The following is a 25,024-nucleotide window of genomic DNA, read 5'->3' as shown; positions in this document are numbered from 1 at the left end:
CGCCCGAGCCGCCTTGGCAGTCAGGGCGAGTCACCCTGCCAGTCGAAGCGGCGGTCGTCGCCGGGCCTGGGCGCGTACACGGCACGGCCGCCGTGTCCGTAGCGGCCCATCTCCGTGGGCAGGACGACGCTCTCCCGTCTCTGGTGGTCGGGCCGGCCCGTGACATCCAGGAGCAGGCCGTCCAGTGGACCGCCGACCAGCTCCCTGTAGTCGTGCCCGGGCCGGGGGCCCGGGTCGGGGTCCTCGTGGTCCGCGCCGTACACCCGGCCGCGCATGAACTTCTGCTCATCCATGTCGGGCAGGGTCGCACCCGGCACTGACAACCGGGGGCAGCCCCTCACTGACCTCGCCAGATGTTGTCGAAGGCGGCCTGTTCGATGCGTCGCCGCTGCCGTACGGACTCCAGTTCCGTCACTGCGTCGTTGACGCCGGCGAGCACGGTCGCCACCGCGTCGTCGGTGAGCTGCGCGGGTTCCGCGGCGGGCTCCGCTTCGATCCCGACGGCGGCCGCGAGACCGGCGAGGACCGGCTCGCCCGACGTCCAGCGGTCGGCCGCCTGGCGGCGGGCGGGTGATTCGACGACCGTCGTCCGGTCGGTCCGGAGGGGAAGCCAGCGGTGGTGCTCTCGGGCGATCTGTCCGTCCGCTTCCAGGAGGGTGCGATAGGCCGAGGCGAGATCGCGGCCTCGGCGCCACAGCCAGTCCTCGACGGACTCGTACGGCTCCTGCCTGACCAGCGACGACGCGGCCTCCCGCAACAGACGGTCATCGAGCTGCGGCTCGGGGCCGGGCACGATGCGGTCGCCGTCGAGGGTGAGGGCCTGGACGCCGATGAGGTCGACCAGTTCGGCTCCCGCGAGGGCCAGCGACAGGTCGCCCTGCTCCACGGGACGGCTCGACGGAACGTCCATGGTGAGGAGCAGCAGGTCCCGGGGGGTGGTCATGAGGGTTCCCCTTCAATGGCACGGTTGGTGATGCGTCGGGCACCACGGACGGACACCAGATGGTGGGGGAAGCCTATGCGCAGCCCGGCGGCAACCAGTGCTCCTGTCGGGGCACTAGTGCCGCGGCAGGCAACATGTGCCCGTCAAGGAGCGGCGTCCGGGGCGTCCTCTGGGGGTACCCCCTGCTCGAAGAGCTTGGGGAGCGTGCCGGGCGTCGCGACGGGGCGAACGTTGCCTGTTGCGGCACTAGCTGAGGATGCGGTCGACACCGTCCTCGAAGCGCTCGTCGAAGGAGCCCTCGGCGAGGGCGTCCACTGCGGCGCGGAGGGCCGGATAGGGGCCGGTGGCGACCGCCGCGCGGAAGCGGGTGAGGTCAGCCTCGGGCGCGGCCTGTTCCTCCTGGGTGAGGCCCAGGGTGAAGTAGGCGAGGGCGTAGAGGGTCCACGCCGCGTTGGCGGCCGTGCTCTCGCCCTCGGTGAGGGTCTCGAGGAGTGTGTCGGCGAAGCGCAGGGTGTGCGGCTCGGCGGCGAACGTTCCCGTCACGAGGGCGGCGCCGTCCCGATGCGCGAGCAGGGCCTTGCGGTAACGGCGCATCAGTTCCCGCGCCCTGTCCCGCGGGAGCGCGGGCAGGCCGTCGTAACCGATGGTGCCTACGACGGCGTCGGCCATCAGCTCCAGCAGCCGGTTCTTGCTCTTGATGTGCCAGAGGACGGTGTTCATGCGCACGCCGAGCCGGTCCGCGACGGCGCGCGTGGTGACGGCCTCCAGCCCCTTCTCGTCCAGCAGGCGCATCGCGGCGTCCACGACCGCCGCAGGGGTCAGCCGGGTGCGAGCCGCCGTGGGCGCGGTTTGCTTTTTGGTCACTGACCTAGTTTAGTCGAGCCCAGCTATTGGTCATTGACCAAGGAGGTCGTCGTGGAAGAGGTCGTTGTCGTCGGGGCAGGGCCCACGGGCTTGTGGCTGGCCGCCGAACTGCGGCTGCAGAACGTGCCGGTGACGGTTCTGGAGGCCAGGAAGGAGCGGAATCCTCATTCCAAGGCACTCACGGTCCATCCCCGGACCGTGGAGATCCTGGGCATGCGGGGGCTCGCGGAGGACTTCGTCGCCGCGGGCAGGACCGTCCCCACCGGCCATTTCGGGGCTCTGGACGCCCGTCTGGACTTCAGGAATCTGGACACGCCCCACCCGTTCACCCTGGTGCTGCCGCAGGCTCGTACCGAGGAATTACTGGAGGCGCACGCACGCGCCCTGGGCGCGGAGATCCGCCGCGGTCACCGGGTGACGGCGCTGGCGCAGGAACCGGACCACGCCCATGTCGAGGTGGTGGGGCCCGCGGGTTCGTACGCGCTACGGGCGCGGTACGTCGTGGGCTGCGACGGCACCCGCAGCCGCGTCCGGGAGGAGGCCGGCATCGGCTTCCCCGGCACCGACACCACCCTCTGGGGCTGGCTGGGCGACGTGCTCACCGACGAGCCGCCCGCCGTTGCCGTGAGCGTGTTCGGTCCGGACGGCGGCGTCATGGCCGTGCCCCTGCCGGGCGGACTGACCCGTTTCGTCGGGCTCGCCCCGGAGGACCGGCGACCCGACTGGCCCGGCGAACTGACCCTGGAGGAGATGCGCGCGAAGACCAAGCGCGTCCTGGGAACGGACTTCGGAATGCGTGACCCGCGCTGGCTGTCCCGCTTCGGAAACGCCACCCGCCAGGCCGCCGACTACCGCAAGGACCGGGTGCTGCTCGCCGGTGACGCCGCCCATATGCACTTCCCCACCGGAGGGGTGGGGCTCAATGTCGGCTTCCAGGACGCCACCAACCTCGGCTGGAAGCTCGCCGCCACCGTCCGCGGCACCGCCCCCGCGGGACTGCTGGACACCTACCACACGGAACGCCACCCGGTGGGGGCGCGACTTCTGGCCAGTACGCGCGCGCAGACCGCCCTCATGACCGCCTACTCCACCGAAGGACAGGCCCTGCGCGCCTTCCTGTCCGAGCTGGTCGACGATCTGCCCGCGTTCTCCCACGCCCTGGCCGAGCGGCTCGCCGCGCTGGACGTCCGCTATCCGCCGGCCGACCCGGCCACCGCGCATCCGCTGACCGGCACCCGCGCCCCGGACCTGGCCTTCGCCGACGGCACCAGCCTGTTCGCCCTGATGCGGGGCGGGAGGCACGTCCTGCTCGATCTCAGCGGCGGTACGGACGCTGAGGCATCCAGCGGGGACGGCCGGATGCCGCACCTCCCGCAGGAAACCCACCACCACAGGACCACACTCGCCCGTCCCGAGGGCCCATGGAGAGCCGTCCGCGCCGCGCTGATACGTCCCGACGGCCATGTGGCCTGGGCATCGGCGGTGGCCGACACTGAAGTGAGGTGACGGCGTGTTGGTGCCGTCCTACGGCTTCCTCGCCACCCCGCAGACTGCGTCACGTCCACGATCGGCTCGTCGGACCGGCCCGGGCGCGGGCGTGAGCAGGAGACGACGCCCGGCTCCAGCAGGTCAAGCCCCTCGCAGATGCCCAGCAGTTCCTCACGTGTGCGCAGGGTCATCGGTGCCGAGCCCTGGCTGTTCCAGTAACGCACGGCTTCCGTCATCGTCTCCCCGTCCACCTCGGTGGTGGGGTGTGACATGACCAGATAGCTGCCGGCCGGCACGGCCTCCAGGAGACGGTTCACCACGGCCCGGGCCTGGTCGTGTCGATGATGAAGTTGATGACGCCCAGCATCGTCACGGCGACGGGCCGGCTGAAGTCGAGTGTGGCGGCGGCCCGTTCCAGGATGGTGGCCGGATCGTGCACGTCGGCCTCGATGTAATTGGTGGCGCCCTCGGGGGGGGCTGGTCAGCATGGCGTGGGCGTGCGCGAGCACGATCGGTACGAGGGCCGGCCGGGGCCGGGGGGCAGGGACCGGAGCCTGCGGGACGGGGCCGGGGACCGGGAACGGAAGCCGGGGGACCGGGAGCTGGGGACCGGGGCGGGTCCTCAAACGGCTGCGCCCCGGCGTGCTCCCAGTCCTTCCGGACGTCCACACCTCCCCCGCCTCCCTTCGCCTCCCTTCGCCTCCCTTCGCCCCCGGACTCCCCCCTCCCCCGCCAACCGGTCTGTGCGTCAAGGACGTTGACCCGTCCCCGGCGCACCAGCACAATGAGCGCGCACCACTGAGAGCGCTCTCAGGACCGGCACTGCCCCGCCTCGTACCTCGCAAGAGACCCATGACCGGCAACCAAGGTCCCGCGCTCAGCCGTCGTACGCTTGTCGGAACCGGACTCCTCATCGGAGCCGCGGCGCTGACCGCGGGCGGCGCCGGCGGTGCCCACGCGGCCGGACTCCCGGCCGCGTCCGGCCTTCCGCCGAGCACCGGGCGCACGCCTTCCTCGCCGCCGCCATGGACGCCTATCCGGATCACGGCAGGATCCGTCTGGCCCAGAGCTACACCGACCAGGCCGGTCTGTTCAGCACCGCCTTCACCTACGACAACGCCCTCGCCATCCTGGCCCATCTCGCGGCGCGTACCGCGGACGGCCGGGCACGGGCCGTGGCGCTCGGCGACGCGCTCCTCTACGCCCAGGCCCACGACCCGGCGTACGACGACGGCAGACTCCGTCAGGCCTACAACGTGGGGCCGTACACGTTCTACGACGGGTCGCGGCAACCCGACGGGTTCGTACGGGCGGACGGCACCGCCAACGTCGGCACGCAGTTCGGCTTCACCGGCACGGCGGTGGGCGACATGGCCTGGGCGGGGATCGCGCTCAGCGCACTCGCCCACCGGACCGGTACCCGCCGCTTCCTCGCGGGTGCCGTGCGGATCGGCGAGTGGATCGAGCGGACCGGCCGCACCGACGAGCCCCTCGGCGGCTACAAGTTCGGGGTCAACGGGGCCGGCGAGAAGCTGCCGTTCACTTCGACCGAACACAACACCGACCTGGTCTGCCTCTTCGGACGGCTCGCCCGGCTCACCGGGGACCGGGTGTGGCTGGAGCGGCGCGCGCGTGCCGAGGCGTTCGTCAAGAGGCCCCAGGAGACGGTTCGCCTACGCGGACACCTGCCCGCCTCCCGACGACCGGCCCGGGCCGCCCTCCCGCACTCGGCGCCCTCAACCGTCGCCGAGACCGGACAGTTGCTTGCGTACGTCCTCCGCGCGCGGTGAGCCGAGGGCGGTGTACAGGTCCAGGGCCTGCTGCCAGTGGGTCCGCGCCCGGCCCGGATCGCCCAGCGTCTCCTGGACGCGAGCGGTGCCGATCTGGGCGCGGGCCTGCTCCTCCTGCTCATTGATCTCGAGGGCAACGCTCAGCGCCGACGCGTGTGCCTCCAGCGCCTCGGTGTGCCGCCCCATACCGTGCAGGGCCTCGCCGATGCCATTGCGGGCGCCCGCCTCGCCGTAGCGTTCCTTGGTCTGCCGGAACAGCGCCAGGGCCTGACGCTGCCGCTCGGCGGCCTCCTCGTGCCGTCCCATCCCGCACAGCGCGTCTCCGAGGTTGGTCAGCGCATGCGCCTCCCCGCTGGGATGGCCGAGCCGGCGGAACGCGTCGAGAGCCCGCTCGAAGTGCCCGGCCGCAGCGGCGTGCTCACCGAGCCGCGACAGCGTGATGCCCAGGTTGCCCAGCGCGCCGGCCTCCCCGGTCGTGTGGCCCAACTCCCGGTACAGCGCCAGGGCTTGACGGTAGTCGTTCATCGACGCGTCGAAGTCCTCGAGCAGTTCGTGGACGATGCCCAGGTTGTTCAGCACGTCCGCTTCGCCCTGGCGGTCCCCGGCCGAGCGGAACAGCACCACCGCCTGCGTGTGGCACTCGGCGGCCTGCGGGTACTGCCCCTGCAGCTCGTGCAGCACTCCGAGGTTGGTCAGGTTGCGTGCCTCGCCCACCTGATACCCGGTGCGCCGGCAGATGGCCAGCGACGCCTCGTGGTTCTCCCTCGACGTCTCATAGTCCGAAAGCCGCCGGTGGACGGCTCCGATACAGACGAGGACGTCGGCCTCGCCCCGTGCGTCGCCTGCCTGCCGGGCTGCCCGCAGGGCGTGTCCGTGGACGGCGAGGGCGTCGGCATAGCGGCCCGACCGCTCGTAGTGACGGTGCAGGGTCATCGCGAGGCGGACGGTGTTCTCCGCCGATCCGGAATACTCCGTCCGGGCGCACAGGGCCACCAGTGTGGGTTGCTCGGCGCGCAGCCACTCCTGGCTCTCGGCGGCGGTGCGCAGGGGCGGCAGCACGGTGTCGAACGCCGGGACGGGCGGGCGCAGATGACGCTCCGCGGGGTAGAGCACGTCCATGGCGGCCGCGGCCGCCGCCAGGCAGTGGTCAAGCAGCCGGGACAGTGCCTCGGCGCGGTCTCCCGGCCCGTCGTGGGTCTCGGACTGATCCGCGGCGTAGGCGCGCAGCAGGTCGTGCATGGTGTAGCGGCCGGGTCGTGTCTGCTGTACCAGGTGGGCGCGGATGAGGATGTTCAGCGCCCGGCGGACCCGGTCGACGGGTTCGCCGGACAGCGCGGCGGCGGCGTGGGCGCCGAAGTCGGGTCCGGGGTGCAGCCCGAGCAGCCGGAACAGCCGGGCCGCCGGGTCCGGGAGCCGTTCGTAGGACCAGGAGAAGACGGCGCGCACGGCGGCCCGCGGGTCCCCGTCCGAGTCCAGCAGGTCCAGGCGGCGGCGGAAGTCGCGGAGTTCGGTGACGAGTTCGGCGAGCGGCACCTGCGGTCTGAACAGCACCAGCTCGGCCGCCACCCGCAGCGCCAACGGCAGTCGTCCGCACTGTTCTGCCAGGGTCACGGCGTCCGCCCGCTCGGCGTCGACCCGGTCGCCCACCAGTGTGCGCAGCAGGGCCAGCGCGTCGTCGGGCGAGAGGACGTCGAGGAGCAACCGGTGCGCTCCGTGCAAGGACACCAGGGGGGCCAAGGAGTCCCTGCTGGTGACCACCACCTTGCAGGTCGGGGTTCCCGGCAGCAGCGGCCGGATCTGCTCGGCCGAGGAGGCGTTGTCGAGGACGATCAGCATGCGGCGTCCGCTGACGGCCGTGCGATAGCGGGCGGCCCGGTCGTCGATCCGTGCGGGGATCTCCGGGCCGGGGACACCGAGCGCGGCGAGGAATCCGGACAGCGCGGTCGCGGCGGACACCGGTTTCTCCGGGTCGTAACCGCGCAGGTTCACATACAGCCGGCCGTCGGGGAAGGCGTGGCGCATGCGGTGCGCCCAGTGCACGGCCAGGGCCGTCTTGCCGACGCCCGCCGTGCCGGAGACGGCGGATATCACGACCGTGTCGGCGTCGCCGGCTTCGGTATCGCCCGCTGTCAGATGCCGGGTGAGCTCGGCGAGTTGCTCGTCCCTTCCGGTGAATGCCCTGATGCTCGCGGGCAGTTGTTCAGGGACGGGTCCGCGGGCGGGTGGGGGTGCGGCGGCCGTGGCCGCGGTGCCTTCGCCGGGCCGGGCCTCCGACTGGGCGCGCAGCAACTCCTGGTGGGCGGCGTGTAGTTCGTCCCCCGGGTCGACTCCCAGCGCGTCAGCCAGCCGCTGCCGGACGTCGGCGTATGTGCCGAGTGCCTCGGCGATCCGGTCGGAGGCGGCCAGGGCGCGGATCATCACCACGGCAAGGGGTTCGGCCAGGGAGTGCTCGGCCAGTACGGGGCGCACCCGGGCCACGACCTCCTCCGCCCGGCCGAGGCGCAGTTGGATCCGCGCCCAGGCGGCGGTCGCCTCGATGCACTCCTGTGTCCACACCGTACGCACGCGTTCCGCCCAGGCACCCGTCAGCCCGGAGAGCGGGACGCCTCTCCACAGGTCCAGCGCCTCCGTCAGCAGCCGTCCGCGGTGCGCGTCCTCGAGGTGTTCCTCCCGTGCCTGGGAGACGAGCGCGCGAAACATCGTCACATCGATGTCGCGCTCGTCGGCCTCCAGGATGTACCCGCCGGAGGCTCTCCGGATGGACAGCGGTGACCGGTCCGGGACGGGCGGAGGCGCCGTTTGCCCGGCGTCCGCGTCCGCGGCCTCCTGCAGGGTCCGGCGCAGCCGGCTGATGTGGGCGTAGAGGGCGGACCGTGCGCCGTCGGGCGGGGTGTCGTCCCAGACCCGGTCCACCAGGTTGTCCACGGTGACCAACCGCCCGGCGTCCACGGCGAGTGACGCCAGCACGGCTCGTTGTCTGGGCTGGCCGAGGTCGAAACGCCGGTCTCCCGCCCACAGTTCAAGCGGGCCCAGTAGGTGAAGTCTCATCGCCCCTCATCGGCAGGTCCGGCGCCCGGATCGGGGTAACTGGCGACACCGGGCACGGACAGGCTCACTGCGCGCCGACCGCCACAAGGTTTCCGCAAGGCTCGCGGCAGATCCTGAAGCAGGGACCCGCCCCGGACGGGACGCACACCGTTGCGCAGGCCGCAGGGGCGGGGCTTCGGTACGTCGTGGCGGCAACACCGGAGAGGACGGAGGGCACCACGAGTCCCGAGTGGCGGCGCCTGCGGGTCTGCGCGCGACAAGTTACCGGTGAGGAGCCGGTCGTCAGCAGATGCCAATGCGCCGTGTTCATGGCCGAAAAACATCAACGTATTGGTTGCCTCGGTTTCCTGTTGTACAGGGGTCAGCAGGAGCGCTGAGGCAACCCACTTCTGCACGTCAACTCCGTTGCAGATCAGAGCACCTCAGAGAAGGAGCGCAGATGTCCCGCTCGCACAGTGTCCGTGTCGCACTGTCCACCCTCACCGCCGCCGTGCTGGGCTGGAGCGGTCTGGCGATCGCCGCGGCCGGTCCCGCCGCGGCATACGACGGGTGGTGCAACTCCTACGTATCGCGGACCAAGACGATCAGCGGAAGCACCTACACCGCGTACATCCCCTCCTACAACAGCAGTACCAACTGCTATATGAACAGCGGGGCGCAGAGTCAGGCGGTCGCCATGTTGCAGCGCTCGCTGAACGTCTGCTACAGCGAGTCCCTGGTGGTCGACGGCTCCTTCGGACGCAACACGACGGCCGCCCTGACCCGTGCGCAGCGCAAGGAGGGCATCGGCGCGGACGGAGAGTACGGAACCCAGTCGCGGGACCACCTCAAGTGGGAGTTCAGCCGCGGCGGCGCCTTCAGCTGCCGACGCCTCTGACGCCACTCTCCCTCCGCACCACGCCCCTTCCCCAGAGCTCGGCGGCGTCCGGGCCCGGGGCCCCGGGGGGTGGGGGCCCAAGGGCCGGGTGCACGGGAGCCCGAGGGGCCGAGGGGCCGAGGGGCCGAGGGGCCGAGGGGCAAGAGCCGGGGCGGGGGCCCGAGGTCCGGTGGGGCCGAGGTCCGGGGGTCGGGGCCCGAGGTCTCGGGTCCGGGGCCCGAGGGCCGGAGGCCCGAGACCCGAGGCCCCAGGCCCGAGGCCCGGGGGCCCGAGGCCCGGGGCCCCAGGCCCGAGGCCCGGGGAGGGGCCGGGGCCCGGGGGCCGGGGAGGGGCCGGGGCCCGGGGGCCGGGGGGCGGGGGTGGGGCCGGGGCCCGGGGGCCGGGGGGAACCCGCCCGACGGCCGCCGGCCGGGCTTGTCCCGGACCGGCGGCCGTCGGCCCTGCGCCGCCGGCTCTGCGTCTGTCGACCTAGCTGCCGCCGCCGTCGCCCCTGCCCCGAGGGACGGCACCGGGCGGTACTGCGGCCCGGCGTCGCGGGGGGGGGCGGGAGGCGGGGGCCAAGGGGCCCGGCGGCCGGCGGCCCGGGAAGCGAGGGGCCCGGCGGCCAGGGGCCCGAAGGCCGGGAAGCGAGGGGCCCGGCCCCCGGGGCTGGGGGGACCCACCGACCCACCGACGGCCGCCGGCCGGGCTTGTCCCGGACCGGCGGCCGTCGGCACTGCGGCGATCGGCTCTGCATCCATCGACCGCGCTGCCGTCGGCCGTGCAGCCGCCGCCCCTTCAGCTGTCGCCCCTGCCCCAAGGGACGGCACGGGCGGGACAGCGGCCCGGCGTCGCGGGGGGCCAGGAGCCGAGGCCCGGGAGCCCGGGAGCCGAGGGGCCCCTGGAGCTGGGTGCACCCACCCGACGGTCGTCGGCCGGGCTTGGCCCGGACCGGCGGCCGTCGGCCGTCGGCCGGGCTCTTCCCCGACCGGCGGCCGTCGGCCCTGCGCCGCCGGCCCTGCATCCGTCGACCGTTACTGCCATCGACCGCGCTGCCGTCGCCCGTGCTGCCATGGCCGTGCCGACGCCCTTCCTCCCCTCCGCCCCGCCACGAGCGGAACGGCGCCGGGCGGGGCAGCGGCCCGGCGGCGCGGATCAGCTTCTGCGTCCGCCCTTTGGAGGGAGCAACTGCTCACGCAGGACGGTAAGTTGATGTGAGGTGTCGACGGCTCGCGTCTCGTCCAGGGTGGTCAGCGCGAGCAGTAGCACATCCGCCACGACCAGGGCCGTGAGTGCTTCCGAGGTGATGCCCGTCGGGGTGTGCGGCGCGGTGAGGACGGCGTCGACGCGCGGGCCGAACCGTTCCCCGAGTTCCTCGGTGACCAGCACGACGCCGGCCCCGACGGCCTGTGCCCGTTCGATGAGCACGGTGAGCTCGGGCAGTTCACGGCCGGGCTGGAAGATCACCACGGCGTCGCCCTGACGCAGGGCGAGGAGATGGTCCGCGAGGGCGAAGCCGGTCGCGCCCACGAACCGCGCCCGGCGGCCGATGCGGGCCAGCGTCAGTGACAGGTGCCGGGCGGCCGGCTCGGAGGCCGCGACTCCGTAGCAGTGGACCTCTCCGGCGTCGGCCAGGACGGCGACCGCCGCACGCAGTGCCTCCGGTTCGGTGAGGCGCTGGGTCTGCTCGATGCGCTCCCTGGCCTCGTCGATCACATCGTTCCAGATGCCTTCCAGGTCGCGGCCGACGTGGGCGATGCGCTGCTTCAGCCGCACCTCGGGGGCCACGGCCGCGGTGAAGTGGGTGGCGAGTTCCCGCTTCAGCGCGGGCAGCCCTGCGTAACCGAGGCGCTGGAGCGCCCGGACGACGGTGGCGTTGCTGGTACCGCTGGCGCTGCCCAGTTCCTGGGCGCTGGCGAAGAGGAGTTGCTCGACGGGTGCGCTCACCAGGTAGCGGGCGACCGAGCGTTCCGATGCGGAGAGGGTCTCCCAGTGGTCGCGTACGGCCGTACGGAGGCGGGCGACGCCGGCATCGTCCTGTGAAATCTCCATTACAGGGATTGACTTCCTTGTTATGAGGGTTACGCTCCTGGTCATTGCATTCCGGAAGGAGAGCTTCTCGTAATCCACGTTACAGGACGTGGGCCGAGCAGGAGTTCTCCGTCGCGAGGAGAAGAATGACATCCCGCACGCTGCCCCTCATCGAGATCTCCGGCACCCCCGCCGAGCGCGGACGCCAGTACGGCGAGGCCGTACGCCCCCAGATCCACGCGGCGCTGGCGTACTACGAGGAGGCCTTCGGCCAGTCCGCCGGGCTGACCTGGGACCAGGTGACCGCACGCGCCGCACGCTGGCAGGAGCCGGTGCGCTCCCACGCACCGCACCTGCTTCAGGAGATGCGGGGCATCGCCGACGGAGCGGGGGTGACGCTCCTCGACGTGCTGGCCCTGAACGCCCGCGGCGAGGTCATCTACGACAATTCGTTCGCGGAGATGGCTGAGCACCAGGTGGAGACGGAGCCCGCCGAGGGCTGCACGTCCTTCGCCGCATACGGTCCGGCCAGCGGCGACGGCCATGTGTGGGCCGGGCAGAACTGGGACTGGCGGGCGGGCGTCGCCGACACCGTCGTCATGCTGCGTGTCGTCCAGCCGCCAGCGCCCACGGTGATCATGCAGGTGGAGGCTGGTCAGGTCGGTCGTCAGGGCGCCAACTCCGCGGGGATCGCCTTCAACGCCAACGGGCTGGGCGGCCGCTTCAACAACACCATCGGCCTGCCGCAGACGGTCGTACGCCGCAGCGTCCTCGACCAGCCCACCATCACCGACGCACTCGACGTGCTCTGCCGCACCCGCGCCCACATCGCCTCCAACGCACTGCTCACCTGCCGCGAGGGCTTCGCCGTCGACCTGGAGACCACACCCGCCGGGCACGGCTGGCTGTACCCGGAGGAGGGCCTGCTCGTGCACGGCAACCACTACCAGGCGGGCGTCCCGGCGGCCCTCGCCGCCGACTACCGCCCGCTGTCCCCCGACTCACTGGTCCGCGTCCCCCGCGCCACGCAGGGGCTGCGCGCCCTCCGCGCGAGCACCGGCCCCGACGAGAGCCGCAAGCTGATCAAGGACGCCCTCTCCGACCACCTCGGCCGCCCCGAGTCGCTGTGCACCCACCCGGACCCGCGCAAGCCCACCATCGAGCACTGGACCACGCTCGTGTCCTCCTGCGTGGACCTGACCACGGGTGACTACCATCTGACGGCGGGCACGCCCTGCGACCGCGACTACCAGCACCTGCCCTGGAACCTCTACGACGGCCCGTACGGCGACGCGCCCTACGCCGAAGCCCCGATCGCCGTCTGATCCCACTTCTTCGGGGTGGCCGGTTCCCGCCGCATTCCCCGACTCCCCCCACTCCGCAGACCTCGTGACCCCCGCACGACGACGTTCCCGAGCCCCTCCCCCGCCGAACCCGGAACAGGAGTCCGCCCCGATGGCGACGAACAAACGGATGACCAAGACCTGTAAGACGGTGACCGTGGGCCTGGTCACCGCCACCATGCTCACCGCCGCGGGCTGCAGTGGCGCCGCCACGAACACCCCCGGCGGCAAGACCGCCGACGCGGCCGAGCTCGAGCTGACCCCGACCTCCCCGCCGGCCGCCGGAGGAGTGGACCGGGTGAACTGGCTGCTCGAGGACGAACCGGACTCCCTGGATCTGGACACTCAGGGAGGCAGCGCCGGCCGCGTCGTCCTCACCAACGTCTGCGAGCGGCTGTTCCAGCTGCAGCCGGACATGACGTCCAAGCCCTTCCTCGCCGAGAAGGCCGCGACCCCGGACGACAAGACCCTCGTGCTGACCGTCCGCGACGGCGTCACCTTCCACGACGGCTCCGAGCTGACCGCCGACGACGTGCTGTGGAGCCTTGAGCGGCACGCCGACCCGGACATGGAACAAAGCGACGAGTTCACCAACGTCACCTCCATGAAGAAGACGGGCCGGAACGAGATCACCATCCGTTTCAAGGCGCCCGACGCCCTGTTCACCAAGGCGCTCGCGGGCGACGCCGGCATCGTCTGGAACAAGGAGCAGGTGGAGCGGGCCGGCGAGGACTTCGGCACGGCCGGCCAGGGCGACGCCTGCTCGGGTCCGTACGAGCTGGCCGGCTGGAAGTCCGGCGACTCGATCACCATCCGCGCGTATGACGGCTATTGGGGCAAGAAGCCGCTCGCCGGCCAGGTCGTCTTCCGCTGGGCCTCCGACAGCGCGCTGGTCAACGCGCTCAAGACCGGGGCCGCGGACGGCGCGTACGCATCGGCACCCAACACCGCCTCCGCCCTGCGCGGCACCAAGGGCCTCAGCCAGTACTACGGGCCGTCGACGGCCACCCTCAACCTCATCCCCACCGAACGCGGCGGTCTGAAGAAGCCGGAGATCCGCCGGGCCCTGTCGCTCGCGCTCGACCGGACAGGCATCGCCAAGTCGGGCTACGGCGGGCTGGTCGAGCCGTGGGCGAGCCCGGTGGGAGCCGGCTCCTGGGGCTACGCGAAGACCGAATTCACCGCCGCGGAGAAGAAGTTGGAGCAGACGGCGCCCGCATCCCCGGACGCCGAGGACCTCGCCGAGGCCAAGAAGCTGGTCAAGGAGGCCGGCGCCCCCACGGAACCGATCGTGATCGGCACCGACGCCACGCAGGGCCGCACCGTCATCGCCAACGCCACCCGCGCCGCGCTGCAGAGCATCGGGCTGAAGGCCTCGATCAAGACGGTGCCGCCCGCACAGTTCGAGGAGTTTTACAGCGACCCGAAGGCCCGCGCCGATGTCGACGCGATCGTCGGCGACTGGTACATCTCCAAGGCCGACCCCATGGGCTTCTACGACAACGGCCTGTCCGACTCGTCCAACAACTGGGTCGGCTTCAAGGACAGCACGTACGACGCCAAGGTCCGTCAGGCGCTGGCCACCCTCGACGACGACGAGCGTGCCACGCTCGCGATCGACGTGGAGCAGCGCTTCGCGGACGCCGCCGTGTGGATCCCGATCGCGCAGGTGCCGTCCGTGCTGGTGCTGAGCGACAAGCTGACCGGCCCGCCCGCCTCCCAGGCCTACCTGTACTACCCGTGGGCGGCCGATCTCGGCGTCAAGAAGGGCTGAGGGGACCATGCCCGTCCGCATAGCGCGGCGCCTGGCCGGATTCCTGGCCACGCTCTTCGCCGCCTCGTTCGTCATCTTCGTCGCCGTGTACGCGGCGCCCGGTGACCCGGCCGTCTTCCTCGCCGGCGGCCGCGACAAGCTCACACCCGAGCGGCTCGCGGCCGTCCGCGCCCAGTACCACCTGGACGAGCCGCTCGTCGTCCAGTACGGCCGCTGGCTGGGGGACTCTCTGCACTTCGACCTCGGCCGGTCCTTCCAGTACAGCGACCAGGTCGCGGATCTGATCGCGGCCCGGCTGCCGACCACCGTGCAACTGGTCGCCTACGCGACCCTGCTGTTCGTCGTCCTCGGCGTGGGTGCCGGCATCCTCGCCGCGGTCAGGGAGGGCAGCTGGGTCGACTCGGCGGTCGTGGGCACCACGACGCTCGCCGCCTCGGTGCCGTCGTTCGTCGCCGCGATCGCGCTGGTCTCGCTGTTCGGCGTGCGGCTCGGCTGGTTCCCGGTTACCGGCAGCGGTACCGGCTTCGCCGGAACGCTGCACCATCTCACCCTGCCCGCTCTGTCGCTGGCGCTCGGGGCACTCGCCGTCATCAGCCGGGTGACCCGGCAGGCCATGGCGGACGCCGCCGCCTCCGACCACGTGGAGGCGGCACGCGCCTCCGGCATCCCGGAACGCAACATCGTCCGCCGCCACGTCCTGCGCAACGCGCTCGGACCGATCATCACCATGTGCGGGCTGGTGGCGGCGGGCATGTTCGCCGGCACGGTCGTCGTGGAGACGGCCTTCGGGATCAGCGGGATCGGCTCCCTGCTCGTCGGCGCCATCAACGCCCATGACTTCCCGGTCGCCCAGGCCGTGCTGCTGCTGATGGTCACCGGCTACGTCCTGGTGACCACCGTGGTCGACCTGGTGCATCCGTTGCTCGACCCGCGTGTGAGAAAGGCCCGCACCGCATGACCGCACTCACCCTCGCTCCGGTCGCCGTCCGCCCGCGGCGCCCTGTGGGCGTCCTGCTCGCCGGCTCCTTCCTGGCGCTGGTGGCGCTGGCCGCCGCCCTCGCCCCGCTGCTGGCGCCCTACGCGCCGGAGGCGATCGACCTGTCCGCCTCGCTCGCCGGCACCAGCGCGGAACATCTGCTGGGCACCGACGCCTCCGGCCAGGACCTGCTGTCGCGCGTCCTGTACGGCGCCCGCACCAGCCTCATCGCGCCCGTGCTGCTGCTCGCGGTCGCGGCCGTGCTGGGTGTCACCCTCGGGGTGCTCGCCGCATGGCGCGGCGGCTGGGTCGACGCCTTCGTCTCCCGCTTGACCGATGTGATGTACGCCTTCCCGGGACTGCTGTTCACCGTGCTGATCATCGCGGTGTTCGGGACCGGTATGACCACCTCCGTGCTGGCTCTCGGGCTCGCGTACACGCCGACCGTGGCCAAGTACACGCGCTCTCTCGCCCTGTCGGAGAGCGGTAAGCCGTACATCGACGCCTACCGGGTGCAGGGCATGGGCGGCGCCAGGATCTGCGCCCTGTACCTCGTGCCCAACCTCGGCCGCGGTGTCGTGGGCTATCTCGTGGTGCTGTTCGGCGAGGCGCTGATGTCCCTCGCGACCCTGTCGTACCTCGGGTTCGGCGCCCAGCCGCCCAGCTCCGACTGGGGGTTGATGGTGCAGGAGGGGCAGGCCGCCGTGGTGCAGAGCGCGTTGCTGCCCGCTCTCGTACCGGGCACGGCCATCGCCGCGGTGGTGGTCTCGTTCAACGTGGTCGGCGTCTGGGCCGCCGACCGGCTGGGGAGGCGGGGCTGATGCTGCTCACCATCGACCGACTGACCGTCGAGGTGCCGGGCACCGCGCGTCCGCTGCTGGACGAGGTGGCTCTGCATATCGCCGAGGGCGAGGTCGTCGGCCTCGTCGGCGAGTCGGGATCCGGCAAGTCGACGACCGCGAAGGCCGCGCTCGGCCTGCTGCCCGCCGGGGCCACGGCGTCCGGCTCGGTCCACGTCGCCGGCGCCGACGTCCTGTCACTGACCGGTGAAGAGCTGCGCCGGCACCGCGCCCGCACCGTGTCCATGGTCCACCAGGACCCGCGCGCCGCGCTCAACCCCGTGCGCCGCATAGGCGACTTCCTCCTCGAACGCGGCGCAGACCGGACGCGGGCCGTGGAACTCCTCGCGGCCGTCGGCCTGTCCGATCCGGAACGCCGGATGCGTCAGCGTCCCCACGAACTGTCCGGCGGCATGCTCCAACGGGTCGTCATCGCCGGTGCGTTGGCCACGCCGCCGCGGCTGCTGCTGGCCGACGAGGCGACCAGCGCGCTCGACGTCACCACCCAGGCGGAGATCCTCGCCCTGCTGCGCACCCTGCGCGCCGAACACGGAGCGGGGCTGCTGTTCATCACGCACGACCTGCACCTCGCGGCGGCGTACTGCGACCGCGTGTACGTGATGTACGCCGGCCGGGTCGTCGAGGAGCGCACCGCCGCCGCCCTGTTCGCCGACCCCGCCCACCCCTACACCCGTGGGCTGCTGGCCTGTTCACCCACGCTGGGCGACACCCCGCGCAGGATCGAGCCCATCCCCGGAAAGCCGCCGTCGCTTTCCGACGCCTTCCCCGGGTGCCCGTTCACGGCGCGCTGCCCCGATGCGCAACCCGACTGCTCGTCCCGGCACCCGGCAGCGGTGACGCTGCCGGACGGAGGCACCGCCGCGTGTCACCGCATACCCGCCGCCGTGCCCGCCCCAGCGGAAAGGACCGCGCCATGAACAACACCGGCCTGCTCGTCGTGGACAAGGTGTGCAAGAGCTACCCGCTGCCCGGCGGCGGACGGCTCACGGCGGCCGAGGACGTGTCCTTCGGCGTGGCACCCGGTGGCTCGCTCGGCATCGTCGGGGAGTCCGGGTCCGGCAAGACGACCGTGGCGCGGATGCTCGTGGGACTGGTGCGGCCCGACTCCGGGACGGTGACGGTCGGGGGCACTGCCCGGGCCGCCCGCACGCCGGGGCGACGGACCGCCCGGCTGGCCCGGGCCCGCGAGATCCAGATGGTCTTCCAGGACCCCTATCTCTCCCTCGACCCGCGGCTCACCGCAGGCCAGTGCCTGCGCACGGCGCTGCGGCTGCACGGCAAGGAGGAGGCCCTGGCCGGGGAGTTGCTGGAACGGGTCGGGCTCGGCGAGCGGGAGGCCCGGGCACGGCCCCGGCAGCTCTCCGGCGGGCAGCGGCAGCGCCTGGCGATCGCCCGCGCTCTCGCCGTCGACCCCCGGGTGCTGGTCCTCGACGAGGCGGTCGCGGCGCTGGACGTGTCCATCCAGGCCCAGATACTCGCCCTGCTGGACGAGATCCGCCGGGAGGCCGGCGTCGCACTCGTCTTCGTCAGCCACGACCTCGCGGTGGTCCAGCACATCACCGACGACGTGCTGGTCATGCGGCGCGGCAGGGTCGTCGAACAGGGCCCGACCGCCCGTGTGCTCAGCGAGCCCAGCGACCCGTACACCCGGCTGCTGCTCGCCGCCGTGCCCCGGGAGGGCTGGGACCCGGACGACGCGGTCGCGGCACGCTCGGCGCTGGTGGAGGCGACCGGCTGATGACCGCCGGCCCGCGACCGACCGAGAAGGGACGGACGTTGCCCCCAGAACCTCGGAAGCCTCAGGACCGTGGGGACTCCCGGAGCTGGGACTCTCGGGGCTCCGGGAATACTGGGGACCCGCTCCCCGACTGGCCCGGCGGCGCACGCTGCGCCGTCATGCTCAGCTTCGACGTGGACGGCCCCACCCTGTGGCTCGACGACCGTGCCACCGGCCGCTGGAGCGACGCGAGGGGTTTCTCCATCGGCGCCTACGGGCCCTGGCGCGGGACCCCGCGCATCCTCGACATGCTGCAGGACCGCGGGCTTCCCGCCACGTTCTTCGTCCCCGGCAAGACGATCGAACAGTGGCCTGCCCTCGTGAAGGACGTGGTGGCCTCGGGCCATGAGATCGGCCACCACGGGTGGATGCACGAGACCTTCTTCGACCATCCCCTCCGCGAGCAGCGCGCGATCATCGAGCGCAGCCAGGAGTTCCTGGAGCGCACCGCCGGGGTGAGAGCTGTGGGGTTCCGCAGCCCGAGCGGCGACATCGCCGCCGACACCCCGGCGCTCCTGGCCGACCTCGGCTTCTCCTACTCCAGCTCCATGCGCGGTGACGACCGCCCCTACTCGTGGGGGGTGGCGGGCAGCGCCGGGGACCTGATCGAGATACCGGCCCACTGGGAGCTCGACGACTACCAGCAGTTCGTCTACAACGAGTCCCCGCCCGAACCGCGCGGCCTGGACCGGATCGCCGGCACGGCCGCGACGTTCGACAACTGGCGCCGCGAGTTCGACGGTTATCACCGCTGGGGGCTGTGCTACGTGCTGATGCTGCATCCGCAGGTCATCGGAAAGCCGGGGCGGGTGCGGGCACTTGAACGGCTGCTCGACCACATCGGCAGGCACGACGACGTGTGGTTCGCCACCGGGTCGGAGATAGCCGAATGGTGGCGGAGGGCATGACCGTGCGCGAAACACGGCCGGTCTGGCCTTCGGGCGCTCGCTGCGCCGTGGTCCTCACCTTCGGCCTGGACGCCGAGTCGTTCTGGCTGCGGCTGCACCCTTCCGCACCGGACCGGCCGAAGACACTGTCGTTGGGCACCTATGGCATACATCGGGGCGTGCCGCGGCTGCTGGAACTGCTGGGACGACGCGGTCTGCCGGGGACCTGGTTCGTCCCCGAGCACACCGCCGTTCACCACCCGGAGGCCGTGCGCACCATCGCCGCCGCCGGGCACGAGATCGGCGTCGCGGGACCCCCGGCCCTCGACTCTCCGGCCCGCGACTCCCCGGCCCGCGACGAGAGCCCGGCCGGCCCGGAAAGGGTCTGGGCACGGACGGCCGACCTGCTGACGTCCCTCACGGGGAGCCGGCCGACGGGTCTGCGCGCCGTGCCCGGCACCCTGGGCGGCGAGGCGCACCCCGCGCTCCTGGAGCGGTCCGGGTTCGCCTGGTCGTCCTCGACCCACGGAGACGATCGTCCGCACTTCCTGTGGTCCGGCGGGCGGCGCACATCGGTGGTGGAGCTGCCGTGGCAGTGGGAGTACGCCGACCACCCGTACTTCCTCTACAACGGCGCGCCGGTGGCGTTCCCCCCGGGCGAGGCGCGAATCGCCGCCTACCGGGACGTCCTGGAGGACTGGAAGGACTCCTTCGACGCCTACCGCGACTACGGTCTGTGCTGGGTGCTGGCGCTCGACCCGCAGTCCATCGGCAAGCCCGGGCGGGCGCTGCTGCTCGAGGAACTGCTGGACCACATGCGGTCCCCCGGCGACGTCTGGTTCGCCACCGGCGGGCAGGTGGCCCGGCACTGGCGGTCCCTGGCCGGGCGGACCACGGAACCGGAAGGCCACCCGGAACGGGTCAAGGCGGCATGGTCGTCAACAGAATGAGACGCCGACCGGGCTCCGGGCCCACGCCGGGCTCCGGGCCCTCGCCAGGCTCCAAGCCCGCACAAGGCCGGTCCGCGGCCCGGTCGCCGGACGGGCGGTCACACCGGCCCGGGGCCCACTCCGCCCTTGAGGCGTTCCAGGTCCGAGGGGCGGACCTGGATGACCAGGACTGCGATCAGCGCCGCGATCACGGTGAAGATCGCCGCCATGATGAAGGCGGCCGAGACCCCGGCGGTGAGGACCTCGTCGGCCCAGGGCGGCGGCAGCTCCCCGGTGCGCTGGAAGCGCAGCCGCTCGGCCGGGGTCGCCTGCGCCAGGAACTGCGGGATCTGGTTCTCCGCCTCGTTCCTGCTGGCCGTGCCGAACATCGTGACCAGGATGGACAGTCCGAGCGAGCCACCGACCTGCTGGGTGGCGTTGAGGAGTCCGGAGGCGGCGCCGGTCTCCTGGGTGCGGACGTCGGAGAGCGCCATCAGGGTGAGGGAGACGAACTCCATGCCCATGCCCAGACTGAAGACGAGCATCGGTCCGAGGACGCTGCCCGCGTACGTGGAGTGGACATCGGTCAGGGTCAGCCAGGCCAGGCCGGTCGCCGCGAGGATCGCGCCCACCACCATGAAGGGCTTGGGTCCGTAGACGGGCAGGAACCGGGAGGCCAGTCCGGCGCCGACGGCGATGACCGCGCTGACGGGCAGGAAGGCGAGCCCGGCCGCCAGCGGGCTGAAGTCGAGCACGTTCTGCACGAAGAGCGTGAGGAAGAAGAACATGCCGAAGATCGCGGCGGCGAGGCACAGCATGATTCCGTAGGTGCCCGCGCGGTTGCGGTCGGCGAACATGTGCAGGGGTGTGATCGGCTGTCTGGAACGCCTTTCGATCAGGATGAACCCCGCGAGGACGACGACGGCCGCGGCGAACGAGGCCAGCGTGAGGGCGTCCCGCCAGCCGTCCTGGGCGGCCCTGATGAACCCGTACACCAGCAGCACCATGCCGATGGTGGACGTCAGCGCTCCGGTGATGTCGAAGTGGCCCGGGTGGCGTTCGGACTCCCTGATCCAGCGGGGCGTGGCGAGGACGATCAGCAGCCCGATCGGGACGTTGACGAAGAACACCCACCGCCAGTTCAGCCACTCGACGAGGACCCCGCCCGCGAGCAGCCCGATCGCGCCGCCGCCCGCCGAGACCGCGGCGAAGACCCCGAAGGCCCGGTTGCGCTCGGGTCCTTCGCGGAAGGTCGTGCTGATCAGGGCGAGGGAGGTCGGTGACGCGATGGCGCCGCCGACGCCCTGGAGGGCACGTGCGCCGAGGAGCTGGGCCTCGTTCTGTGCGAGCCCGCCGAGCAGGGAGGCGAGCACGAAGAGCAGCACGCCGAAGATGAAGACCCGCCGTCTGCCGAGGATGTCACCGGCCCGGCCGCCGAGCAGCAGCAGACCGCCGAAGGTGAGCGTGTAGGCGTTGACCACCCAGGACAGGCTGGTGGTGGAGAAGTCCAGGGAGCGCTGGATGTCCGGCAGCGCGATGTTCACGATGGTGATGTCGAGGACCACCATCAGCTGGCACGAGGCGATGACCAGCAGTGCCATCGCGTTCCCGCCACCGCGGGGTTCCCGTGCGGTGGTCTGGGGCGACGGGGTCGGCTGCCGGCTGCTCATGGCGTGTCGCGCTCTCGGGGGACGAACCCTCGGGAGAGTCAGTGGCCGCTTCCGCCCGGCGCTCTGTCCACTGCTGTGTCCACCGTTCGACCGTACGCCCCTGTCGTGGCCGTCACCAATCGATCAGCACGGGCGGCTGGGCGGGTCGTATTGCGGTTGCGGGGCGCGTGCCGGCTCGACGCCGGGATGGCCGCGATCACGCGGGGCATCGTGGGGTTCTCGTCCTCGGCCCGGCCGCCGTGGACACCGTCGTGCCCGCCACCGCCGCCAGGCCGGCCGGCTCAACGCCGAGTGGATCGAACGCTTTCGGACTGAGTGCGCCGGGCGGTGAGCCCTGCGATCGGTAAGGTCGCTGCGGTCGGCGCGAGGCGTGTGGCAACGGTCGGCGCCGGGCGTGTGGCCGGGGTCGGCGCGAGGCGTGCGGCCGGGGTCGGCGCGAGGCGTGCGGCCGGGGTCGGCGCGAGGCGTGCGGCCTCCGTCGGCGCGAGACGTATGGCCTCCGTCGGCGCGAGGCGTGCGGGTGGTACGGCGAGGGGTGTGGGCTGGGTATGGGGGTCAGGCGGTCGCTGGGGCGGGGGTTCGGGTGGCTGTGGGCGTCCTACGCGGTCAGTACGTTCGGCACACGGGTCGCCTTCGACGCGTTTCCCATGATCGCGATCCTCGTACTGCACGCCGGGCCGGCGCAGGTGGCGGCGCTGGCCGCGGCGGGGACGGCGGTGGGGGCCGTGGTGTCGGTGCCGCTCGGCCCGTGGGTGGAACTCCGCCGCAAACGGCCGGTGATGGTCGCGATGGACCTGATCCGGTGTGCGGCGCTGCTGACCGTCCCCGCCGCGTACGCGCTCAACCTGCTCACTTTCGGCCAGCTCGTGGTCGTGTCGGTCGTCGTCGCGGCGGCCGACATCACCTTCGGCGCGGCCGTCGGCGCATGTCTGAAGGCACTCGTCCGGCCGCAGGACCTGCTCGTCGCGAACGCCCGCCTCGAGGCCACGACCTGGACCGCCACCGTGACCGGCCCGCCGCTCGGCGGGGCCGCGATCGGGCTGTTCGGCCCCGTGCTGACCGTCATCGCCGACGCGGTCAGCTATCTGCTGTCCGCGGCGGGGATCCGCGCGATCGGCGGCGAGGACCCGCAGCCGGACCCGGGCACCGGCGAAGCACCACCACGGCTGCGGGCCCGCGACGTGTTCGAAGGGTGGCGGTACATCCTCTCCCACCCGGCGCTGCGGCCGCTGTTCCTGAACACGGTCCTGGTCAACGGTCTGATCATGGCGAGTTCGCCGCTGCTGCTCGTTCTCATGCTCGGTCCGCTCCACTTCGCGCCCTGGCAGTACGGCCTCGCCTTCGCGGTGCCGTGTCTCGGCGGGCTGATCGGCTCACGGCTGGCCCGCCCGCTCGTCGCACGCTTCGGTCAGCACAAGGTGTTGCTCACGGCCGGGGCGTTGCGCGCCTGCTGGCCCGTCGGGCTGGCCTTCATCCACCCCGGTACCAGCGGCCTCGTCCTCGTCATGGTCATCGAGCTCGGGCTCATCACGTGCATCGGCGTCTTCAACCCGGTGCTCGCCACCGAACGGCTGGGCCACACGCCGGCGGGCCGGGTCACCCGCACCCTGTCGGCGTGGTCGGCGACCGGCAAGGTGTCCATCGCGGCCATGACCGCCCTGTGGGGACTGCTGGCCGGCGTCACCGGCCCCCGTACCGCGATCGCGGTCGCCGGCGTCCTTCTGCTCGCCACCCCGTTCCTGCTCCCCCGACGACACCACGTCGCGCCGCAACCCGACCGGGAACCGCGCCCGAGCCGCTCGTGACCCACCACAACGGCGCGGTCCTCGACGGGCGCGTCAATCCTCCGCCCGGTGGCCCCGTGCGAGGAACAGCGAAGCAGGTGATCCGCTCACAGGACCGGGCCGGCTTCGTGGTGAACGCGCTGCTGGTGCCGTATCTGCTCTCCGCGGTACGGATGATGGAATCCGACTGCCTCCGCCGAGGACATCGACACCGGTATGGTCCTCGGCTGCGCCCATCCGCTGGGGCCGCTGAGCCTCGCCGATCTGATCGGCCTGGACACCCTCACGGCGATCGCCGACGCGATGTACGCGGATTTCAAGGACCCGTTGCACGCCGCGCCGCCGCTGCTGCTGCGCATGGTGGAGGCGGGGCTGCCCGGCCGGAAGTCGGGGCGCGGCTTCCACGACTACGCGTCCACCCCCGCCCTCGCGTAACCGGGTTGGCTCGCCTCGGCCGCCACCGCGATGTTGCGGGCCATACCGCCGAAGACGAGGGCGTGGAACGGGGAGACACTCCACCAGTAGGCGTGCCCGAGCAGGCCGTGCGGGTGGAACAGCGCACGCTGCCGGTAGCAGGTACGGCCGTCCTCGTCGGTCTCGGCGCGCATCTCCAGCCAGGCAAGGCCAGGCAGGCGCATCTCCGCGCGCAGCCGCAGCAGGTGTCCAGGCTCGATCTCCTCGACGCGCCAGAAGTCGAGCGAGTCGCCGATGCGCAGCCGGGCCGCGTCCCGGCGCCCGCGGCGCAGGCCGACGCCGCCCACGAGGCGGTCCAGCCGGCCGCGGACCGCCCAGGCCCGCGGATGCGAGTACCAGCCGTTGTCGCCGCCGATCCCTTCGATCATCCGCCAGAGGGTCCCCGGACTGGCGTCGACGGCCAGTTCACGGCTGTCCGTGTACAGGCTCCCGCCGGCCCAGTCGGGGTCGGTGGGCAGGGGCTCGCTCGGCGCGCCCGGCACCGCGGCCGACGACCAGCGGGTGACGACCCGGGCCTCCCGGACGCGGCGCAGCGCGAGCGCGACCGCCTCGTCGAACCGGACGGGGCCGCCCGGCGGATCGGGCACGTACCGGGTGATGTCGCGCTCCCTGCACACCACCTCGTGCCGCAGGGACTCGGTGAGCGGTCGCGCGATGGCGTTCGGCACCGGCGTGACCAGGCCGATCCACAGGCTGGACAGCCGTGGGGTGAGGACCGGCACGGGCAGGATCACCCGGTGCGGGAGCCCGGCGACGGCACCGTAGCGGAGCATCATCTCGCGGTAGGTGAGGATGTCGGGGCCGCCGATGTCGAAGGCCCGGTTGACTCCCTCGGGCATGCGTGCGCTGCCGACGAGGGCGCGCAGTACGTCGCGGACGGCGATCGGCTGGATGCGGGTGCGCACCCAGCTCGGGGTGACCATCACCGGGAGCCGTTCGGTGAGGTAGCGCAGGATCTCGAAGGAGGCCGAGCCGGAGCCGATGATGACCGCGGCCCGCAGCACCGTGGCGGGCACCGGCGAGGCCAGCAGGATGCGGCCGACCTCCGCGCGGGACCTGAGGTGCGGCGACAGCCCGGTCTCGGGCACGCCCGCGGGGGTGAGTCCACCGAGGTAGACGATCCTGCGCACACCAGCGGCCCGTGCCCGTTCGGCGAAGATCCGCGCGGCCCGTCGGTCGGTCTCCTCGAAGTCGCGTCCGGTGCCGAGGGCGTGCACAAGGTAGTAGGCGACGTCGATGCCCCGCATCGCCGCGGTGAGGGAGCCGGCGTCCGTGACGTCACCGCGCACCACGTCGACGTCGCCCGCCCAGGGGTGGTCGCGCAGCTTCCGCGGTGTACGGGCCAGACAGCGCACCCGGTGACCCGCTTGGAGAAGCTCGGGCACGAGCCGCCCGCCGATGTAGCCGGTGGCGCCGGTCACCAGGCAGTTCAGCCCGTGGCCGGTTCTGTCGTCGCTCATCCGTCCCTCCGCCTTGTCTGTCATGTCTCGCTTTATGTCTCGCCTCCCCCGTGTGGTTCCGCCGGAAAAC

The 25,024-nt window shown here is 72.3% G+C and carries 19 protein-coding genes and 2 pseudogenes; 13 read left to right on the top strand and 8 right to left on the bottom strand.

What is annotated here, in order from left to right:
* Positions 1–20 precede the first annotated feature (20 nt).
* The 3 genes from EF387_RS11395 to EF387_RS11385 form a co-directional block, all read right to left on the bottom strand.
* Positions 21–293 (bottom strand): hypothetical protein, encoded by a 273-nt coding sequence (locus tag EF387_RS11395; protein ID WP_128376400.1) that lies wholly within the window; start codon positions 291–293, stop codon positions 21–23.
* 44 nt (positions 294–337) lie between these two features.
* A complete protein-coding gene (locus EF387_RS11390) occupies positions 338–943 on the bottom strand; it encodes a GOLPH3/VPS74 family protein (RefSeq protein WP_128376399.1) in 606 nt (201 codons plus the stop codon).
* 246 nt (positions 944–1,189) lie between these two features.
* The gene (locus EF387_RS11385) at positions 1,190–1,807 is read right to left on the bottom strand and encodes a TetR/AcrR family transcriptional regulator C-terminal domain-containing protein (protein WP_128376398.1); all 618 of its coding nucleotides are present in this window, start codon (positions 1,805–1,807) and stop codon (positions 1,190–1,192) included.
* A gap of 51 nt (positions 1,808–1,858) precedes the next feature.
* Here EF387_RS11385 and EF387_RS11380 point away from each other — a divergent pair, with 51 nt between their 5' ends.
* Complete coding sequence (locus tag EF387_RS11380) at positions 1,859–3,313, top strand: FAD-dependent monooxygenase (RefSeq protein ID WP_128376397.1); 1,455 nt, start codon at positions 1,859–1,861, stop codon at positions 3,311–3,313.
* A gap of 295 nt (positions 3,314–3,608) precedes the next feature.
* Here EF387_RS11380 and EF387_RS49715 read toward each other — a convergent pair whose 3' ends face one another.
* A complete protein-coding gene (locus tag EF387_RS49715; protein WP_338058103.1) occupies positions 3,609–3,734 on the bottom strand; it encodes an SAM-dependent methyltransferase in 126 nt (41 codons plus the stop codon).
* Between the two features lie 413 nt (positions 3,735–4,147).
* Between EF387_RS49715 and EF387_RS11370 the strand changes: the two are divergent.
* A pseudogene (locus tag EF387_RS11370) lies at positions 4,148–4,959 on the top strand (Tat pathway signal sequence domain protein); the annotation flags it as partial.
* A gap of 72 nt (positions 4,960–5,031) precedes the next feature.
* Here the strand turns inward: EF387_RS11370 and EF387_RS11365 are convergent.
* Positions 5,032–8,133 (bottom strand): AfsR/SARP family transcriptional regulator, encoded by a 3,102-nt coding sequence (locus EF387_RS11365; protein ID WP_128376396.1) that lies wholly within the window; start codon positions 8,131–8,133, stop codon positions 5,032–5,034.
* A 439-nt stretch (positions 8,134–8,572) separates the two neighbouring features.
* Between EF387_RS11365 and EF387_RS11360 the strand changes: the two genes are divergently transcribed.
* Complete coding sequence (locus EF387_RS11360; RefSeq protein WP_162467118.1) at positions 8,573–9,010, top strand: peptidoglycan-binding domain-containing protein; 438 nt, start codon at positions 8,573–8,575, stop codon at positions 9,008–9,010.
* A 1,134-nt stretch (positions 9,011–10,144) separates the two neighbouring features.
* Here EF387_RS11360 and EF387_RS11355 read toward each other — a convergent pair.
* Positions 10,145–11,041, bottom strand: a complete 897-nt coding sequence (locus EF387_RS11355; protein WP_128376394.1) for a MurR/RpiR family transcriptional regulator — start codon at positions 11,039–11,041, stop codon at positions 10,145–10,147.
* A gap of 125 nt (positions 11,042–11,166) precedes the next feature.
* On the opposite strand from EF387_RS11355, the gene EF387_RS11350 reads away from it, so the two are divergent.
* The 8 genes from EF387_RS11350 to EF387_RS11315 all read left to right on the top strand — a co-directional run bounded on the left by EF387_RS11350 (position 11,167) and on the right by EF387_RS11315 (position 19,587).
* Positions 11,167–12,345: a C45 family autoproteolytic acyltransferase/hydrolase gene (locus EF387_RS11350; RefSeq protein WP_128376393.1), complete on the top strand. Its 1,179-nt coding sequence runs from the start codon at positions 11,167–11,169 to the stop codon at positions 12,343–12,345.
* Positions 12,346–12,475: 130 nt separating this feature from the next.
* Positions 12,476–14,137, top strand: coding sequence for an ABC transporter substrate-binding protein (locus EF387_RS11345; RefSeq protein ID WP_420802555.1), 1,662 nt, complete (start codon positions 12,476–12,478; stop codon positions 14,135–14,137).
* Between the two features lie 7 nt (positions 14,138–14,144).
* A complete protein-coding gene (locus EF387_RS11340) occupies positions 14,145–15,095 on the top strand; it encodes an ABC transporter permease (RefSeq protein WP_128376392.1) in 951 nt (316 codons plus the stop codon).
* Entirely contained in the window at positions 15,092–15,934 is an 843-nt protein-coding gene (locus tag EF387_RS11335) for an ABC transporter permease (protein ID WP_128376391.1), read from the top strand. The genes EF387_RS11340 and EF387_RS11335 overlap by 4 nt, the downstream gene beginning before the upstream one ends.
* Positions 15,934–16,890 (top strand): ABC transporter ATP-binding protein, encoded by a 957-nt coding sequence (locus EF387_RS11330; RefSeq protein ID WP_128376390.1) that lies wholly within the window; start codon positions 15,934–15,936, stop codon positions 16,888–16,890. The genes EF387_RS11335 and EF387_RS11330 overlap by 1 nt, the downstream gene beginning before the upstream one ends.
* Positions 16,887–17,711 (top strand): ABC transporter ATP-binding protein, encoded by an 825-nt coding sequence (locus EF387_RS11325; RefSeq protein WP_128376389.1) that lies wholly within the window; start codon positions 16,887–16,889, stop codon positions 17,709–17,711. The genes EF387_RS11330 and EF387_RS11325 overlap by 4 nt, the downstream gene beginning before the upstream one ends.
* Positions 17,712–17,869: 158 nt before the next feature.
* The gene (locus EF387_RS11320) at positions 17,870–18,658 is read left to right on the top strand and encodes a polysaccharide deacetylase family protein (protein WP_238431450.1); all 789 of its coding nucleotides are present in this window, start codon (positions 17,870–17,872) and stop codon (positions 18,656–18,658) included.
* Entirely contained in the window at positions 18,655–19,587 is a 933-nt protein-coding gene (locus EF387_RS11315) for a polysaccharide deacetylase family protein (protein ID WP_162467117.1), read from the top strand. Before EF387_RS11320 ends, EF387_RS11315 begins: the two co-directional genes overlap by 4 nt.
* A 98-nt stretch (positions 19,588–19,685) precedes the next feature.
* Here the strand turns inward: EF387_RS11315 and EF387_RS11310 are convergent, their stop codons facing one another.
* On the bottom strand, positions 19,686–21,167 hold the full coding sequence (locus EF387_RS11310) for an MFS transporter (protein ID WP_128376594.1): 1,482 nt from the start codon (positions 21,165–21,167) through the stop codon (positions 19,686–19,688).
* 617 nt (positions 21,168–21,784) lie between these two features.
* Between EF387_RS11310 and EF387_RS11305 the strand changes: the two genes are divergently transcribed.
* Together EF387_RS11305 and EF387_RS11300 are read left to right on the top strand one after the other, a co-directional pair.
* Positions 21,785–23,041 carry an MFS transporter gene (locus EF387_RS11305; protein WP_128376386.1) on the top strand — a complete coding sequence of 419 codons (1,257 nt, stop codon included), beginning with the start codon at positions 21,785–21,787 and terminating at the stop codon, positions 23,039–23,041.
* A 71-nt stretch (positions 23,042–23,112) separates the two neighbouring features.
* Positions 23,113–23,455, top strand: a pseudogene (locus EF387_RS11300) (3-hydroxyacyl-CoA dehydrogenase family protein); the annotation flags it as partial.
* Here the strand turns inward: EF387_RS11300 and EF387_RS11295 are convergent.
* The gene (locus EF387_RS11295) at positions 23,428–24,954 is read right to left on the bottom strand and encodes an SDR family oxidoreductase (RefSeq protein ID WP_238431449.1); all 1,527 of its coding nucleotides are present in this window, start codon (positions 24,952–24,954) and stop codon (positions 23,428–23,430) included. The pseudogene EF387_RS11300 and the gene EF387_RS11295 sit on opposite strands and share 28 nt — an antisense overlap.
* Between the last annotated feature and the right edge of the window lie 70 nt (positions 24,955–25,024).

This window comes from Streptomyces cavernae, from assembly GCF_004023625.1.
GTDB lineage: Bacteria > Actinomycetota > Actinomycetes > Streptomycetales > Streptomycetaceae > Streptomyces > Streptomyces cavernae.
The sequence above is the reverse complement of the archived record's forward strand: the minus strand, read 5'-3'. Positions and strand labels throughout refer to the sequence as shown.

Bases quoted from the DNA above. Each gene is read 5' to 3' on its own strand.
- EF387_RS11395 (WP_128376400.1), bottom strand. From the start codon at position 293: ATGGATGAGCAGAAGTTCATGCGCGGCCGGGTGTACGGCGCGGACCAC.
- EF387_RS11390 (WP_128376399.1), bottom strand. From the start codon at position 943: ATGACCACCCCCCGGGACCTGCTGCTCCTCACCATGGACGTTCCGTCG.
- EF387_RS11365 (WP_128376396.1), bottom strand. From the start codon at position 8,133: ATGAGACTTCACCTACTGGGCCCGCTTGAACTGTGGGCGGGAGACCGG.
- EF387_RS11360 (WP_162467118.1), top strand. From the start codon at position 8,573: ATGTCCCGCTCGCACAGTGTCCGTGTCGCACTGTCCACCCTCACCGCC.
- EF387_RS11355 (WP_128376394.1), bottom strand. From the start codon at position 11,041: ATGGAGATTTCACAGGACGATGCCGGCGTCGCCCGCCTCCGTACGGCC.
- EF387_RS11350 (WP_128376393.1), top strand. From the start codon at position 11,167: ATGACATCCCGCACGCTGCCCCTCATCGAGATCTCCGGCACCCCCGCC.
- EF387_RS11345 (WP_420802555.1), top strand. From the start codon at position 12,476: ATGGCGACGAACAAACGGATGACCAAGACCTGTAAGACGGTGACCGTG.
- EF387_RS11340 (WP_128376392.1), top strand. From the start codon at position 14,145: ATGCCCGTCCGCATAGCGCGGCGCCTGGCCGGATTCCTGGCCACGCTC.
- EF387_RS11335 (WP_128376391.1), top strand. From the start codon at position 15,092: ATGACCGCACTCACCCTCGCTCCGGTCGCCGTCCGCCCGCGGCGCCCT.
- EF387_RS11330 (WP_128376390.1), top strand. From the start codon at position 15,934: ATGCTGCTCACCATCGACCGACTGACCGTCGAGGTGCCGGGCACCGCG.
- EF387_RS11325 (WP_128376389.1), top strand. From the start codon at position 16,887: ATGAACAACACCGGCCTGCTCGTCGTGGACAAGGTGTGCAAGAGCTAC.
- EF387_RS11320 (WP_238431450.1), top strand. From the start codon at position 17,870: ATGCTCAGCTTCGACGTGGACGGCCCCACCCTGTGGCTCGACGACCGT.
- EF387_RS11315 (WP_162467117.1), top strand. From the start codon at position 18,655: ATGACCGTGCGCGAAACACGGCCGGTCTGGCCTTCGGGCGCTCGCTGC.
- EF387_RS11310 (WP_128376594.1), bottom strand. From the start codon at position 21,167: ATGGCACTGCTGGTCATCGCCTCGTGCCAGCTGATGGTGGTCCTCGAC.
- EF387_RS11305 (WP_128376386.1), top strand. From the start codon at position 21,785: ATGGGGGTCAGGCGGTCGCTGGGGCGGGGGTTCGGGTGGCTGTGGGCG.
- EF387_RS11295 (WP_238431449.1), bottom strand. From the start codon at position 24,954: ATGAGCGACGACAGAACCGGCCACGGGCTGAACTGCCTGGTGACCGGC.